Source organism: Thermosynechococcus sp. B1, assembly GCF_030322985.1.
In the GTDB taxonomy this organism is placed as follows: Bacteria; Cyanobacteriota; Cyanobacteriia; order Thermosynechococcales; family Thermosynechococcaceae; genus Thermosynechococcus.
Map to the genome: position 1 here is coordinate 2,635,190 of NZ_CP096573.1, position 13,871 is coordinate 2,649,060.

The following is a 13,871-nucleotide window of genomic DNA, read 5'->3' on the forward strand; positions in this document are numbered from 1 at the left end:
GGCAGTGATAGAATGAAGCCAACCGGGCACTACGCAGGTTTTTTATGCTTTCTATTGATACAGTCGCCGAACCCGCCAAGGCTCCTTTTGCCACACCACCTGCCCTTGCCAACATTTTAGTGGTTGAAGATGAAGACCTGATTCGGGAAACCCTTGTCCTTGCTTTGCAGGAGGAAGGCTACCATACCCTTGTGGCCAGTGATGGTTATGAGGCTCTCAATCTCATTAATACCTATCTCTTGACGGATACTAATCCTGAAAAGGCAGAGGTGAATTTGATCATCCTAGATGTCATGCTGCCGGGCATCAATGGATTAGACCTATGCCGCTTAATTCGCCGTGAAGGCTGTACAGTTCCCATTCTCATGATCAGTGCCAAAGGCAGTGAAATTGATCGAGTGGTTGGCCTTGAAATTGGTGCCGATGACTACTTGGCCAAGCCCTTTGGCATGCGGGAGATGCTGGCGCGCTGTCGTGCCCTATTACGGCGGACGCAAATTCAACAGGCTACGGTGCCAACGGTTCTGCGCTTTCGCGATCTCTGCCTCTATCCCCAAGAATGCCGCGTAACCCTGCGGGGCGAGGAAATCAATCTCTCCCCCAAAGAATACAAACTGCTTGAGCTATTTATGCGCCACCCCCGCCGTGTTTGGCCACGGGAGCAGTTATTGGATCAGGTGTGGGGGCATGACTTTATTGGTGATAGCAAAACCGTTGATGTCCACATCCGCTGGCTGCGGGAGAAAATTGAAACCGACCCTAGCCATCCCCAGTACATTCTTACGGTGCGGGGTTTTGGTTATCGTTTTGGTTGAGCCTCAGTAAAACAATCCCCATCAAAGCTGCCGGTAAAAAGAGCAGTAAAGTAATTAGCCCCAAATTTGGCGGCAGGGGATAGAGGGGGGCAATAAATTTAATCCCTAGGGAAATCAACAGTGACACAAGGAAAATCACCGATAACCACGTCAGTTCTGACAGCCAAGGTGTCATGTTATTTCTCCCTCCCTAGGGCAGTTTCAAGGGCAGTGGCCATGATGGCAGTAGGTGCGGGTTGGCCAATCCAGTACTCCAAGGCTGCGGCTCCCTGATGGAGAAGCATGGCAAGGCCGTCGAAGGTTTGCAGTCCCCGTGCCATCGCTAATTGCAAAAGAAGGGTGGGGCGAGGTTTGTAGATGAGGTCATAGACAATGGCGGTGGCGGGCAATTTTGCCAAATCCTCGGCTGTGAGGGGGGTGGCGCTAGTATGGGGACTCATGCCAATGGGGGTGGTATTGACCACAAGGCTAACGTTCTCCAAACAAGTGGCCCGCTCTGACCATAAAAGGGGATGGAGCGTGATCTGTGGCCAACTGGCAACAAAGGCCTCTAGCCGTTCCCCTTGGCGACCACTGATATAGATCTGCCGACAGCCCAAGTCATAACAGGCAGTGACCACGGCTCGCGCGGCACCCCCATAGCCCAAGACTAAAACAGCAGTCTCCGACCACGGGTAGGACTGTTGCCGCAGTGGTGCCAAGAAACCATGCACATCGGTATTGGTACCCACCCATCCCTTTTCACTGCGATAGACAGTGTTGACTGCCCCCACCTGCTGTGCGAGGTCGCTGACATCCGCCAAATAGGGAAGGATGGTTTCTTTGTGGGGAATGGTGACATTAAAGCCAACGACATTCAGGGCATCGAGGCCAGCGATCGCCACCCCCAACTGCTGTGACTTCACCCCAAAGGGCACATAGACATAGTTCAACCCCAAATGCTCCAGCGCGGCATTGTGCATTGCCGGTGAGAGGGTGTGGGCAATCGGGTCGCCAATCACCCCCAGAAGCTGGGTGTGGCCAGAGATCTTCGGCATCCGCTCCTAGACTGCCTCGTGATCTTTTTCGCTGGTGCGGATGCGAATGACCTGCTCAACGGGCGTCACAAAAATTTTGCCGTCGCCAATTTCCCCCGTGCGGGCAGCCTCAATAATTTTCGCCACGACCATGTCTACTTGACTGTCTTCAACGACAATCTCAATTTTTAACTTTTGTAAAAATTCCACCGTGTATTCTGAACCACGGTACCGTTCCGTTTGCCCCTTTTGCCGCCCAAAGCCGCGTACTTCGGAGACGGTCATGCCGACAATACCCGCATTGACAAGGGCGATCTTGACTTCATCCAGCTTGAAGGGACGAATAATGGCTTCTACCTTTTTCAATGTCAAACTCCTTCTTTATGGCAACGGGCTAATCTTTATTTAGCATTGGCAAAAGAGTATAGCGTGTAGCAATAACTACATTATCTCCAATCCTCGGGCGATCGCCCAATGGCAAGGTCTCGCGCTGGCTCCAGAAAATAAGCTCTAATAGGGAAGGAGATTAAGAGGGGATCAAGCATGGGGTGGCAGCGACCCGATGGCCGTCAACCACAGGAATTGCGATCGCACCAGTTTCAGCGGCATTTCACCCAATTTGCCTTAGGATCGGTACTCGCCCAAGCGGGGCAAACGCAGGTGTTGTGCACTGTTAGTCTCAAGGAAGGCGTACCCAAGTTTTTAGAAGGCACAGGCCAAGGCTGGCTGACAGCGGAGTACCGCATGCTACCCAGTGCAACGCGGCCACGGCAAGAGCGAGAATTTCTCAAACTCTCTGGGCGCACCCAAGAAATTCAACGCCTGATTGGTCGCAGCTTACGCTCGGCCTTGAACCTATCCCTATTGGGAGAGCGCACACTGATTGTGGATGCCGATGTGCTCCAAGCCGATGCTGGCACGCGATCGCTAGCGATTACAGGGGGCTACATTGCCCTTGTGGATGCCCTTAGTGCCCTACTTCAGCAAGGGGTACTCAGTGAATCTCCCCTGTGTCATCAGGTGGCCGCAGTCTCCGTGGGGCTGATTGATGGTGACCCCTATTTGGATTTGAGCTACGCTGAGGATGTGGCGGCCAGTGTGGACTTCAATGTCGTGATGACGGCCAATGGTCAGTTCATTGAGGTTCAAGGTACAGCAGAGATCGGTTCCTTTGATCGGCCAACTCTCGATCGCCTTCTCGATGTCGCCAGCCAAGGGATTCAAGAACTCATTGAGATTCAACAGCACGTCTTAGCCGCAAGCTATGAGTGAGCAGGCCATTTACCTCGGACACATCGTCAAGTCCAACTCCCACTGCGATTATGTGGCGCAACTGGTGGATCGCTTGGATGTGCCCCACCCCCCCGCCCCAGAAGACTATGGCTTTGGTCGTTTTGTCAAGCTAGAGGATGAGCAGCGCCACTGGGCGGTTGGCGTCATTTACAATTCCCAACTATTCAATCCCCAGTTTCCTCCAATCAGCCCCCGCCTCACCACCAATGCCGACACCTTTCTCAGTCCAGATTTGGTCAGTGAAACCCGTACACTGCTGTGGATTGCCCTCATTGGTCATTTGGTGACTACTGAGGATCGCCTCTATGGCCAGCAGGGGATACCAAGGCTCGTGGTACCAGTAAATACCCCTGTTTGGCAGCTGACAAGCGCAGAGGTGCTTGCCTTCCATCGCAGTGCCCAAGGCCAAGCTCAGTTTCGCTACTATGCCCATTTGTTGCGCTCAACGGGAAATTATGCTGCACCCTTGTTGGGGCAAATTCTGGAAACCATTACGCCACTGTTCAGTGGAACTGAACGGCGATCGCTCGAAATTATCAACAAAGAGTTGGCTTGGCGGCATACCTTAGGGAGTTTGCGCTAAGACTGGACACAGAAATTGGGGTTTTGCAAATAAACTTCATGAAAAATCCTATGCAATGGTGACAAATTAGCGATACATCTGCTAAGGTCATTAAGTGTGTGAGGAGCGAACCAGTTAAGGGCACCGAGACGAAACACGGCCAGTCGTCGGTGCTCTTTCTGATTTTGAGGCTATGCTGGCACGGGTTTGGAGTGCTGCCGTTCTAGGAATTGACGCGATTCCCGTCGGTGTCGAAGTAGATGTTTCTGGCGGCTTACCGGGGATTGTGGTGGTGGGCCTGCCTGATGCGGGTGTGCAAGAGGCACGGGAGCGCGTTAAGGCGGCGATTCGCAATGCCGGTTTTAGCTTCCCAATGCGGCGCATTGTCGTTAATCTCACCCCCGCCGATTTACGTAAGGAAGGCCCCAGCTTTGATCTCCCCATTAGCATTGGCATCCTAGCCGCTTCAGGACAGGTTTCAACGGATTTACTCGGCGATCATCTCTTTCTCGGCGAAGTGTCCCTTGATGGCACGTTACAACCCGTGGCCGGGGTACTGGCGATCGCCGTTGCCGCGCAAGCCCAAGGCATGACCGGTCTCGTGGTGCCCATGGCCAATGTGACGGAAGCAGCGGTGGTGCAGGGGCTCAAGGTCTATGGTTGCCACACCCTTGCCGAAGTCGCAGCCTTTTTGAATGACCCCAGCTCGCGATCGCCAGCAGCCAATTCTCTGAGTTGCCATGCTCCACCCTCTCCCCGTTTTAGCCTCGACCTCAAGGACGTGAAGGGGCAGTATCAAGCGCGGCGTGCCCTCGAAATTGCGGCTGCGGGCGGGCACAATCTCATCTTTGTCGGGCCACCGGGGAGTGGTAAAACGATGTTGGCGCGGCGGTTACCCACAATCTTGCCACCCTTGACCTTTGAGGAAGCCCTTGAAGTCACCAAAATTCACTCCGTGGCTGGACTGCTCAAAGAACGCGGCCAATTGCTCCAAGAACCCCCTTTTCGGAGTCCTCACCACTCTGCCTCTGGCCCTGCCCTTGTGGGGGGTGGCAGTTATCCGCGCCCCGGCGAAATCTCCCTTGCCCATCGGGGGGTGCTCTTTCTTGATGAATTAACGGAATTCAAGCGGGATGTGTTGGAGTTTTTGCGGCAGCCCCTTGAGGATGGCCAAGTCACCATTGCCCGCACCCGCCAATCCGTCGTTTTCCCGGCGCAATTTACCCTCGTGGCCAGCACCAATCCCTGCCCCTGTGGCTACTATGGCGATCCAGTGCAACCCTGTACCTGCTCGCCGCGCCAACGGCAACAGTATTGGGCAAAGCTCTCTGGCCCCCTGCTGGATCGCATTGATCTGCAAGTGAGTGTCAGCCGCCTCAAGCCCGAGGAAATGACCCGCCAAACCCTAGGGGAAGATTCAGCTACGGTACGGCAGCGGGTCTTGGCGGCACGCCAACGCGCCCAACAGCGATTCGCTCAAGAACCCACTCTCCACTGCAACGCCCAAATGCAAAGCCGCCATCTGCGCCAGTGGTGTCGTTTGGATGAGGCTTCGACTAATCTCTTAGAACGGGCGATCGCCCAACTGGGACTCTCAGCGCGAGCCACAGACCGTATCCTAAAAGTAGCCCGTACCATTGCTGATCTGGCCGACTGTGAAACGATTGCCGCTGCCCATGTGGCCGAAGCCATTCAATACCGCACGATTGATCGTCTGCAATAGACGCGGCTGGTTCGCACTCCTACTGGGTTTCTTAGCCCTACTGCTCATCGGCTGTACAACGGCAACCCAATCCGCGAAGCCCATTGAACTGATTTTCTGGCATGGGGTCAACCCACCCCCCAACCGCGTGATCCTCCAGCGTCTTGTGGATCGCTTCAACGCCCGCCATCCCCAGATTCATGTCCAAGCTCTCTACGTTGGCCAACCCGACCAGCAGTTACCGAAAATTCTGGCCGCAGTGGTGGGCAATGCCGCACCAGATCTGCTCTGGTATAACCCCACGATCACGGGGCAGTTTGTTGATCTGGGTGCTTTGCGTCCCCTTGATGACTGGTGGCAAGCTTCCCCCTACCGCGATCAAGTTAGTCCTGCCCTGATACCAACAATGCGCTACGGCAACCATTACTGGTCTATTCCCTTTGCCACCAACAACCTTGGAATTTTTTATCGTCCCAGTTTATTGGCTGCCGCTGGTGTGAAAACACTACCCAGCACATGGCAGGAATTAGAGCAGGTCAGCCAAACCCTAAAGGCACAGGGCATCACCCCGCTACTCCTTGCCCTTGGCCAAGGGGAATTTGCCGTCTTTACTTGGTTGCCCTTTTTTTGGAGTGCGGGTGGCAGTCTCGGAGACACACCAGAAAGCGCCCACATTGACACACCCCCCGCGATCGCGGCTCTTGACTTTTGGCAACGTCTGCGGCAGGAGGGCTTAGCGACACTCTCTGCCCCGGAACGTGGTTATGAACTGGATCAATTGATTCGTGGCGAGGTGGCGATGCAAATTACAGGGCCTTGGACGTTGGCGCAACTCCAACAGTCGGGGGTGGATTTTGGCGTTCTACCCATGCCTGCCCTCAAAACCGCCGCAACCGCACTGGGGGGCGAAAATCTCTTTGTCTTTCGCTCAACACCGCAACGGGAAGAGGCTGCTCTAGCCTTTTTGGACTACGTTCTCAGTGAAGAATTTCAAACGGAGTGGGCTTTGGGCACAGGGTATTTGCCCGTGAATGAACGGGTGCGTACCAACGATCGCTATCAGGCCTTTGTGGCACAGCAACCCGCGCTTCGTGTTTTTCTAGATCAGATGGCCGCTGCTCAGGCACGTCCCAACTTCCGTGGTTATACCCGCTTTTCCCAAACCCTTGGGCGAGCGATCGAAAGCGTTCTCCTTGGCAAATCAACCCCGCAAGCCGCAGCAGAAACCGCAGAGCAACGTTGGCAACTGATGCGCCCGCGTTAGAAGAGACTGCCCGCCGCCTTGACCATATTGGCTGGGTTAAAGGCATCCATGGCAGCAGTGGCCTCATAACCACAGTGCACCATGCAGTCACGGCACTTGGGATTGCCACTTTTGTGGCCATACTTCTCCCACTCCGTATTTTCAATCAGTTCCTTCCAAGTCTTGTAATGCCCTTCATTGAGGAGATAGCAGGGTTTCTGCCAACCCAACACACTATAGCTGGGCATGCCCCAAGGGGTACACTCATAGTCCTTTTCACCCACAAGGAAATCAAGGAACAGGGGATTGTGGTTAAAGTTCCACTTCTTCTGACCCGCACGGTAGGGGGCAAGGATTTCACGGAAGAGGGCACGGGTTTGCTCCCGCTTGAGGAAGTGCTCCTGATCCGGTGCCCACTCATAGGCGTAGCCCGGCGAGATCATCATGCCATCCACCCCTAGGGAACTGACAAAGTCAAAGAACTCCTGCATTTCCTTAGGATCCACCCCTTCAAAAATTGTCGTATTGGTGGTGACACGGAAGCCCTTGGCTTTAGCCGCTTTAATCGCTTTCACCGCAATATCAAAGACCCCTTTGCGATCCACGCATTTGTCGTGCCACTCCCGCAGACCATCGAGGTGAACGCTGAAGCTAAAGTAGGGGGAGGGCTTGAATTTGTGGAGATTTTCCTCGAGAAGAATTCCATTAGTGCACAGGTAAACAAACTTCCGCCGTGTCACCAAGCCACTGACAATTTCATCAATTTGCGGGTGCAGCAGGGGTTCCCCACCGGGAATGGCAACAATCGGTGCACCACATTCTTCAACGGCGCGGAAGCATTCCTCTGGGGTGAGATATTTGCGCAGGACTTCAAGGGGATGCTGAATTTTACCGCAGCCCGAGCAGGCTAGATTACAGCGAAAGAGAGGCTCAAGCATCAAGGTGAGGGGAAAGCGCTTTTTGCCCTGTAGGCGTTGTGAGATGATATAGGTCGCGACTTCCACTGCCTGCTTGATGTGGACTCCCATGGGCAATTCTCCTCAATGTGGCTAATTTTCTAGCCAAGACGCTTAATAGATGTTTATAGTTGTAGCAGCTTTGTGGGCGATCGCCAAAGTGTCCTATCAGGTTTGCAAAGTGGCACACTATGCTCGTGCTCACGAGGGTAGCGGCAGCGACAGTGAAAATTTTTGCAAAATCCCCTAGCCAATCTTGACAGAGATACCTATAATCAGAGACCATTAGAGGTACTGTAGAAAAATCCCTTTTGCTTAACCTCCATAGCCTAAGAGACCAAAGGTTAAGCATAGACTTTCATCAAGGCTGGCATGGGGTGACATCTTTTCCTTCTGCAAGTCGTGCAGAGCTTTTTAGGTATCACCAGAGTTGCGTTCCGCGTTCCAATGCCAACCCACCTCTACAGGAACCCTTTTCCCAACCATCTTAAAGCCAAACTTGCACACGTCCCTTACAGGGGCAAGAGTGGCTCAACACTGTGCTAGATGCCTTTAGCCAATTCATGCTGACGTTTGTTTTGTTAAGAAATTCTAAGGATAATGAATGCCTAAGCAAATTATTATTGCCGAGGAACATCGGCTAGCGGCGGTCTTTGCCGAAGATCAAATTCAAGAATTGATTGTGGCCACGGGAACCCATCAGGTGGGGGACATCTACCTTGGGGTGGTTGAAAATGTCCTACCGGGCATTGATGCTGCCTTTGTCAACTTGGGGGATGCCTCCCGTAATGGCTTTATCCATGTCACTGACCTTGGCCCATTGCGCCTGAAGCGAACGGCTGGAGCAATCACGGAATTGCTCGCACCGCAGCAAAAAGTGCTGGTTCAGGTCATGAAGGAACCCACGGGCACCAAGGGGCCACGGCTGACCGGAAATATTTCGTTGCCCGGACGCTATCTCGTGCTGATGCCCTATGGTCGGGGGGTGAATCTATCGCGACGGATTACCAATGAAGCGGAACGGCATCGGCTACGTGCCTTGGGCATTTTGGTCAAACCCGCTGGCATGGGGCTACTAGTGCGCACAGAGGCCGAGGGTGTCTCCGAAGAGGCCATTCTTGAGGATTTGGAACTCCTGCAACGGCAGTGGGAAACGATCCAACAGCAGGCGGCCTCCAGCCGTCCTCCCCAGCTTCTGGGGCGCGATGATGACTTTATCCAAAAAGTCTTGCGGGATGTCTATAGCAGTGATGTCAACCGCATTGTGGTGGATACGCCCGATGGGGTCAAACGGGTCAAACAGCACCTGAAAAACTGGAATGTCAATAAGCCGGTGGGGGTTCTCATTGACTATCACCAAGAACCCATTCCCATTTTGGATTACTTTCGGGTGAATGCTGCCATTCGTGAGGCCCTGAAACCCCGTGTGGATTTGCCCTCCGGTGGCTATATCATCATTCAACCGACAGAGGCACTGACGGTCATTGATGTGAACTCCGGTTCATTCACCAGTTCAGCCACCTCGCGGGAAACAGTGCTGTGGACAAACTGCGAAGCGGCTACGGAGATTGCTCGCCAACTGCGACTGCGCAATATTGCTGGCGTGATCATTGTGGATTTTATTGACATGGATTCCCGCCGCGACCAGTTGCAACTGCTGGAGCACTTTAGTAAAGCCCTGCGTGCTGATAAAGCTCGCCCCCAAATTGCTCAACTTTCAGAACTGGGGCTGGTGGAACTGACCCGCAAACGCCAAGGGCAAAATATCTATGAACTTTTTGGCCGTCCCTGTAGTGCCTGTGGGGGCTTGGGTCACTTGGTGCATTTACCCGGTGAACCGGAGGATAGCCCCGGCGAAATTGTCGAGCGATCGCCCATGCCGCGTCCACCGGAGCCACGCCGCAGTTTAGAATCCCGCACTGAACCCAATGGCTTTGCCAGTAGCAGCCTAGAGACCCAACTCATTAACCACCCTGACTATCAAGCGGTGGGGGGTATTCGCCCGCGTGCTTCCCGCAGTAGTCATCCACCAGCCCCACGCAGTCCTCGCCGTGCCTCTGAAAATGGCAATGGCCGCAAGGTGATTACCACGCCTACAGAAACGGCGCCGCCGCCAGTGGTCAAAGTGGAGAGCCGTCCGCCGCGCCCTGCCCGTCTTGGCCGCTCTGAACCAGCGGAGGTGATTACCGTAACAATGACGGATCAAGAGCAGGCAGTCTATGCGGAAATGGGAATTTCACCCCTTGTGCTGCACTCTGAAGAGGTGAAGAATCCGCGGGGAACGATTGTGATGGTGGCACGCCCCGGCCAAGACCCCCTACCCCTGCCCCAGAAAACTGCACGACCCGTCAGTGAGGGAATGCCTGAGGATATCCCAGAGACTGCTGATGAGCCGCCCTCCTCTGTGGTTAGCACGATTAATGTCGAGCCGATTGCGGCCACCACGCTGCTCAATACCAGTGAGTCAGAAGTCACGACCGAGTCTGAATCCGGCGGGGAAGCATCCACTCCAGAGGCCTCCGTGCCCGCAGGTCGGCGGCGGCGGCGACGGGTCACCACTAGCGAGCAGCTCTCCCTCGATGCCAATACTTAGGCTCAGCAATGTTGGGGGATCTAGACCCTGCCCTCATCCAAGAGTGGCTCAAGGCTGCATCGGCAGAACTTCCTCAGGGGGAACCCCTTCAACGGCTACCGCGGGTGGGGTCTGAAGCCTTTGCCTTTGCCCTTGTTACCCCAAAGCACCAGTTTACCCTTGGGCGTTCCAATTTGCGCTTTCCCTTAATGAGCGCAATTAAGCCCTTCTTGCTGCTGTATGCCTTAACGCTGTGGCAGGAGCAGGTGTGGACGTGGGTGGGACAGCGCCCCTCAGATTACCCCTATAACTCTGTGTTGCAGTTAACCCTTGATCAGGGGTGGCCGCGCAATCCCATGATTAATAGTGGAGCGATCGCCCTTGCTAGCCAATTGGCTCATGTTGGCGGTGTTGCGGTCTTTCAGACTTGGCTCAATGAGTGTGCGGGTACGCAGTTGCAGGTGGATCAAGAGGTGTTAGCAGCCGTTTATCGCCATCCCAACTGGCAAAATCGCACCCTTGCCCACTTTTTAGTGGAGTCTGGACGCATTGCCGATGCCGGGGTTGCCCTTGAGATCTACAATCAGGTGTGCTGTTTCCAAGGAACGATTGAGGAAGTGGCGCGCTTGGGTCTCCTGTTGGCACTGCCCCATGACAAGGTGAGCGATCGCCATCGTCAGCAGGTGAATGTGCTTATGCTCACCTGTGGCCTCTACGAGGACTCCCCCCGCTATGCCCTAGAGATTGGCTTGCCTGTGAAATCGGGTGTCAGCGGTGTGATTTTGGCCATTGTGCCGCGACAGGGGGCGATCGCCTGCTACAGCCCACCCCTTGATCCCAGTGGCAACTCGATTTTAGGTCTATACCTGCTCCAGCGCATCAGCCGCCACTTCGGCCTCAGTCCCTTGAGCTAACTGCACCACCAAGCGGCGATCCGGTTCCTCTCCATAACTAAAGGTTTCAAGGCGATCGCTCTCTACCTTAATGAGGCTGTGAACGACACGCCGCTCTGCCGCTGACAGGGAGCGAATTTCAACGGGTTTACCGGTGTCGAGGACTTGGGCAGCCACCTGATGGGCAATCTCCTGCAACTGGCGATAACGGGCGCGGCGATAGCCCGCCAATTCTAGGGTAAAAGCCGTTTGCTCCTGCCGCGATCGCCCCAAATTCAACGTGGCATTGAGCAGATATTGCAACGCATCGAGAGCTTGGGCATTGTTGGCCAGCAGGGATTCAATTTGCGCAGCACTCAGGGACTGGCGATCGATCTCTAGCCAGTGCCCCGGCACCACACCTGCCAACGGAGACTCGACCACAGAAACGGTTGTCTTAAAGCCTGCTAGAGCAAGTGCCTGTTCCAGCCACGCACACCCCGCAGCAATTGGATCAGCGGTCATGCCTCCCCTCAACTTGATGGATGACGCTTGGCTTTAGTAGCCTTGGCACTTTTAGCCCCCTTGCCCTCAAAGGGAAGAGCCGCCCGATTTTTAATGGCTTCAGCCCGCTCCTGCTCCTCCACGAGTTTCTGCAGGTTCTCTGGCAGCGGCTCCTGTTGAAGAATAAAGGTCTGCACCGTCTGGAAGATGTTGGCGATTAGCATATAGAGCAGCACCCCTGCCGGCAATGGGAAAAAGAGAAACATCCCAGAGAAGATGATCGGTGTCAATTGATTCACGGTTTGCTGCTGCGGGTTATTGCTGCTGCCTTGGCCAGAGAGCAACTGGTTGACGTAGAGACTGACGCCAAAGCCAAGGATCATGATCAGGATATCCCAGTGGATCGCGCCCCAATTAAACTGGCGTGTGCCATCGGGCAGCGTGATGAAGAGTTCCCCTTGATCAATGGCACCCACATGGCCAAGGGCAGAGATAAAGAGGAAACCTTTATCCGCCGCAATCCCCGGAATCGTTCCCTGAACCGTTACATCACCGGCTTGCAGGGCTTGCAGATGCCCCTCACTGTCAATGGTTGCCCGCTCTTGACCGCGAATAATTTGCCACTTGGGTTGCAGGTGACTATTGGGATAGGCGGCGGCCAGTTCACTAAAGGGTTTCCCCTCCTTGGTTTGGAATTGGAGATCCACCGTTTGACCCACTGGAATCTTGGTACCGCTGGGAACCACCGCCTGAATGGGGAAGTGGATGCCCTCATCAACGTAGATATTTTGCGGCTTAGTGGCAAAGGGCTGGGCTAAGACAGTTTGATCAGGAGGAACAATTTGCAGGTTGAGCTGGTAATTCACATCAGCAAAGGGTGATCCGCGGAGCGTGGCAAAGAGAGCAAAGAGAATCGGTAACTGCAATAGCAGAGGAAAACACCCCGCCAAGGGATTACCAAACTCCCTATAGACCTCTGCCATTGCCTTTTGCTGTTCGGCAGGATTATCCTTGTATTTCTGTTGGATTTCCTGCATCCGTTTTTGCATGATCGGCTGCACCACTTTCATGCGCCGCATATTGCGAATGGATCCCGCACTGAGGGGATAGACGGCAAAGCGCACCACCAGTGTCAGCGCCACAATCGCAAGGCCATAGCTGGGCACAATCCCATAGAAAAAGTCAAGGATTGGCAGCATGACATTGTTGGAGAGGAAACCGATACCAAAATCCATGGAATCCTGCAATTAGGGGTGAACAGTTAACAGAACTATCTTAGGTCTTAAGAACCAATCGCGCCACTGACACTTTTGGCAGCGGGACTCAATTTGGCAGAAATATAGTCATAAATTTCACGGAAGCGGGGGACAGCGCGCATTTCTAAGCGGCTACCATCTTTGAGAGTGACGACCATATCACCGTAGGCGCCCCAGCCGCGAGGAACGGTGACGACTTTGGTGATTTCGCTATAAATGACATCGGAGCGATCGCGCCCCATCCAGCCGCCAATCACCGTAATCCGCCGATTTGTAATGCGGTAGCGCAGCCAAAGGGCACGGACAATGGCACCAACGGTAAGGGGCAGACAAATCACCGTTAGCCCCAACAGTAAGTTGATCACTAAGTCACCCCAATGGGGACCGCCTTCGTAGAAAACGTCTTCGGAAATTCCCGGCATCGTCAGTACCCCTGCTTTGGCCATTAACTGCGTCAATTCAGCGCGACAGTCCTCGTCACTCACTTTTAGTGCCGCCTGACGCACTACCACAATCATATCCCACCCTGCGGCGATCTGCGGTAAGAGTGGGTGGATCACCCGTCGCCATTGCCGCTTCAAACGGTTGCGATCAACGGCTCGCTTACTCACCTTTTTACTGACCACAATGCCCAGCCGTGGTGCTGCCTTGACGGCTTGGGGCGCCAGCCAAAGAACGGCCAGTTTGCCGTGGTGGGCAGTTTTGTGTTGATAGACGCGGTCAAAATCATGGCGATCGCGCAGGCGATGTTGAGGAGGCAACACTAGACGGCCAGCCGTGCCCGCCCTTTACGCCGCCGTGCCTTAATCACGTTCTGACCGGATTTGGTACGCATGCGCGCCCGGAACCCAGAGGTGCGTTTACGTTTGCGGACAGTGCCGCCCAGTGTACGTTGCGTCATGGCTGTTGCAGTTATGATGGTTGATCAGAAAAAACACTGCCCCAAGGGGCACGCCCTAGTCAGTCGTTAGAGCGATCTACAATCGTATCACTTCCCGTGAGGCAGCGGTAGCCCTGCAGGGCTATTGCCGTCTTGGTCGTGTTGCCTATCATTGCTCACATCCTACGGACGAGGTTTGC

The 13,871-nt window shown here is 54.4% G+C and carries 15 protein-coding genes and 1 pseudogene; 7 read left to right on the forward strand and 9 right to left on the reverse strand.

All coding sequences use genetic code 11. The annotated features are described in order from the left end of the window. Positions 1–44 precede the first annotated feature (44 nt). Entirely contained in the window at positions 45–815 is a 771-nt protein-coding gene (locus M0644_RS13015) for a winged helix-turn-helix domain-containing protein (protein ID WP_149821522.1), read from the forward strand. Here the strand turns inward: M0644_RS13015 and M0644_RS13020 are convergent. Genes M0644_RS13020 through M0644_RS13030 form a run of 3 tightly spaced genes read right to left on the reverse strand, consistent with a single transcriptional unit; the run spans position 781 to position 2,197 of the window. Then, on the reverse strand, positions 781–990 hold the full coding sequence (locus tag M0644_RS13020; protein ID WP_286626027.1) for a hypothetical protein: 210 nt from the start codon (positions 988–990) through the stop codon (positions 781–783). The genes M0644_RS13015 and M0644_RS13020 overlap by 35 nt on opposite strands. Before the next feature lies 1 nt (position 991). Then, positions 992–1,852 (reverse strand): shikimate dehydrogenase, encoded by an 861-nt coding sequence (locus M0644_RS13025; protein WP_286626028.1) that lies wholly within the window; start codon positions 1,850–1,852, stop codon positions 992–994. A gap of 6 nt (positions 1,853–1,858) precedes the next feature. Next, complete coding sequence (locus M0644_RS13030; RefSeq protein WP_206200518.1) at positions 1,859–2,197, reverse strand: P-II family nitrogen regulator; 339 nt, start codon at positions 2,195–2,197, stop codon at positions 1,859–1,861. A 177-nt stretch (positions 2,198–2,374) separates the two neighbouring features. On the opposite strand from M0644_RS13030, the gene rph reads away from it, so the two are divergent. The 4 genes from rph to M0644_RS13050 all read left to right on the forward strand — a co-directional run bounded on the left by rph (position 2,375) and on the right by M0644_RS13050 (position 6,652). Next, positions 2,375–3,103, forward strand: coding sequence for a ribonuclease PH (rph, locus tag M0644_RS13035; RefSeq protein WP_149821531.1), 729 nt, complete (start codon positions 2,375–2,377; stop codon positions 3,101–3,103). Continuing rightward, on the forward strand, positions 3,096–3,707 hold the full coding sequence (locus tag M0644_RS13040) for a hypothetical protein (RefSeq protein ID WP_149821533.1): 612 nt from the start codon (positions 3,096–3,098) through the stop codon (positions 3,705–3,707). The genes rph and M0644_RS13040 overlap by 8 nt, the downstream gene beginning before the upstream one ends. A 172-nt stretch (positions 3,708–3,879) precedes the next feature. Then, positions 3,880–5,409: a YifB family Mg chelatase-like AAA ATPase gene (locus M0644_RS13045; protein WP_286626029.1), complete on the forward strand. Its 1,530-nt coding sequence runs from the start codon at positions 3,880–3,882 to the stop codon at positions 5,407–5,409. Beyond that, entirely contained in the window at positions 5,363–6,652 is a 1,290-nt protein-coding gene (locus M0644_RS13050; protein ID WP_226971974.1) for an ABC transporter substrate-binding protein, read from the forward strand. Before M0644_RS13045 ends, M0644_RS13050 begins: the two co-directional genes overlap by 47 nt. Here the strand turns inward: M0644_RS13050 and hpnH are convergent. Next, on the reverse strand, positions 6,649–7,659 hold the full coding sequence (gene hpnH / locus M0644_RS13055) for an adenosyl-hopene transferase HpnH (RefSeq protein WP_286626030.1): 1,011 nt from the start codon (positions 7,657–7,659) through the stop codon (positions 6,649–6,651). The genes M0644_RS13050 and hpnH overlap by 4 nt on opposite strands. Positions 7,660–8,191: 532 nt before the next feature. Between hpnH and M0644_RS13060 the strand changes: the two genes are divergently transcribed. Beyond that, positions 8,192–10,180, forward strand: coding sequence for an Rne/Rng family ribonuclease (locus tag M0644_RS13060; protein WP_286626031.1), 1,989 nt, complete (start codon positions 8,192–8,194; stop codon positions 10,178–10,180). Between the two features lie 8 nt (positions 10,181–10,188). Beyond that, positions 10,189–11,073 (forward strand): glutaminase, encoded by an 885-nt coding sequence (locus tag M0644_RS13065; RefSeq protein WP_149821543.1) that lies wholly within the window; start codon positions 10,189–10,191, stop codon positions 11,071–11,073. On the opposite strand, the gene M0644_RS13070 is transcribed toward M0644_RS13065, so the two are convergent. The 5 genes and pseudogenes from M0644_RS13070 to rpmH form a co-directional block, all read right to left on the reverse strand. Next, positions 11,020–11,556: a R3H domain-containing nucleic acid-binding protein gene (locus tag M0644_RS13070; RefSeq protein WP_286626032.1), complete on the reverse strand. Its 537-nt coding sequence runs from the start codon at positions 11,554–11,556 to the stop codon at positions 11,020–11,022. The genes M0644_RS13065 and M0644_RS13070 overlap by 54 nt on opposite strands. Before the next feature lie 8 nt (positions 11,557–11,564). Beyond that, positions 11,565–12,770 carry a membrane protein insertase YidC gene (yidC, locus tag M0644_RS13075; protein WP_149821547.1) on the reverse strand — a complete coding sequence of 402 codons (1,206 nt, stop codon included), beginning with the start codon at positions 12,768–12,770 and terminating at the stop codon, positions 11,565–11,567. A 47-nt stretch (positions 12,771–12,817) separates the two neighbouring features. Further along, positions 12,818–13,213: a PH domain-containing protein gene (locus tag M0644_RS13080; protein ID WP_225901724.1), complete on the reverse strand. Its 396-nt coding sequence runs from the start codon at positions 13,211–13,213 to the stop codon at positions 12,818–12,820. A gap of 72 nt (positions 13,214–13,285) precedes the next feature. After that, a pseudogene (gene rnpA / locus M0644_RS13085) lies at positions 13,286–13,555 on the reverse strand (ribonuclease P protein component); the annotation flags it as partial. Then, complete coding sequence (gene rpmH / locus M0644_RS13090) at positions 13,555–13,692, reverse strand: 50S ribosomal protein L34 (RefSeq protein ID WP_099799755.1); 138 nt, start codon at positions 13,690–13,692, stop codon at positions 13,555–13,557. The pseudogene rnpA and the gene rpmH, both read right to left, overlap by 1 nt. Between the last annotated feature and the right edge of the window lie 179 nt (positions 13,693–13,871).

What these genes read in the sequence shown, in the direction of transcription:
- M0644_RS13040 (WP_149821533.1), top strand. Translation starts at nt 3,096, where the DNA reads ATGAGTGAGCAGGCCATTTACCTCGGACACATCGTCAAGTCCAACTCC.
- rph (WP_149821531.1), top strand. Translation starts at nt 2,375, where the DNA reads ATGGGGTGGCAGCGACCCGATGGCCGTCAACCACAGGAATTGCGATCG.
- M0644_RS13070 (WP_286626032.1), bottom strand. Translation starts at nt 11,556, where the DNA reads ATGACCGCTGATCCAATTGCTGCGGGGTGTGCGTGGCTGGAACAGGCA.
- M0644_RS13025 (WP_286626028.1), bottom strand. Translation starts at nt 1,852, where the DNA reads ATGCCGAAGATCTCTGGCCACACCCAGCTTCTGGGGGTGATTGGCGAC.
- M0644_RS13050 (WP_226971974.1), top strand. Translation starts at nt 5,363, where the DNA reads ATGTGGCCGAAGCCATTCAATACCGCACGATTGATCGTCTGCAATAGA.
- M0644_RS13020 (WP_286626027.1), bottom strand. Translation starts at nt 990, where the DNA reads ATGACACCTTGGCTGTCAGAACTGACGTGGTTATCGGTGATTTTCCTT.
- M0644_RS13080 (WP_225901724.1), bottom strand. Translation starts at nt 13,213, where the DNA reads ATGCCGGGAATTTCCGAAGACGTTTTCTACGAAGGCGGTCCCCATTGG.
- M0644_RS13045 (WP_286626029.1), top strand. Translation starts at nt 3,880, where the DNA reads ATGCTGGCACGGGTTTGGAGTGCTGCCGTTCTAGGAATTGACGCGATT.
- M0644_RS13060 (WP_286626031.1), top strand. Translation starts at nt 8,192, where the DNA reads ATGCCTAAGCAAATTATTATTGCCGAGGAACATCGGCTAGCGGCGGTC.
- M0644_RS13065 (WP_149821543.1), top strand. Translation starts at nt 10,189, where the DNA reads ATGTTGGGGGATCTAGACCCTGCCCTCATCCAAGAGTGGCTCAAGGCT.
- rpmH (WP_099799755.1), bottom strand. Translation starts at nt 13,692, where the DNA reads ATGACGCAACGTACACTGGGCGGCACTGTCCGCAAACGTAAACGCACC.
- M0644_RS13015 (WP_149821522.1), top strand. Translation starts at nt 45, where the DNA reads ATGCTTTCTATTGATACAGTCGCCGAACCCGCCAAGGCTCCTTTTGCC.
- hpnH (WP_286626030.1), bottom strand. Translation starts at nt 7,659, where the DNA reads ATGGGAGTCCACATCAAGCAGGCAGTGGAAGTCGCGACCTATATCATC.
- yidC (WP_149821547.1), bottom strand. Translation starts at nt 12,770, where the DNA reads ATGGATTTTGGTATCGGTTTCCTCTCCAACAATGTCATGCTGCCAATC.